The 244-nt window shown below is 73.0% G+C and carries 1 protein-coding gene; it reads left to right on the top strand.

Annotation, left to right across the window (positions count from 1 at the left end):
- Window positions 1-244, top strand: a 244-nt coding sequence (locus UK12_RS35930; RefSeq protein WP_156179208.1) for an acyl carrier protein, incomplete at both ends; no start/stop codon positions are given.

Here is a 244-nt window from a genome sequence, read left to right as displayed (position 1 = left end):
CGCTCGCCTGCTCGCGCTGCCTGCGGCCGAGCGGGAGCAGGCGGTGCTCGACCTGGTTCGGACCCGCATCGCCTCGGTGCTTGGCTACCCGGACACCACCGCCGTGGAGGCGGGCCGGGCGTTCAAGGAGCTCGGTTTCGACTCCCTGACGGCGGTCGAGCTGCGCAACGAGCTCAACGGCGCGACGGGTCTCCGACTGCCGGCGACGCTGGTGTTCGACTACCCGAGCCCGGTCGCCCTGGCG

Origin of the sequence: Saccharothrix sp. ST-888 (assembly GCF_000955975.1) — a bacterium.
Taxonomy (GTDB): domain Bacteria; phylum Actinomycetota; class Actinomycetes; order Streptomycetales; family Streptomycetaceae; genus Kitasatospora.
The sequence above is the reverse complement of the archived record's forward strand: the minus strand, read 5'-3'. Positions and strand labels throughout refer to the sequence as shown.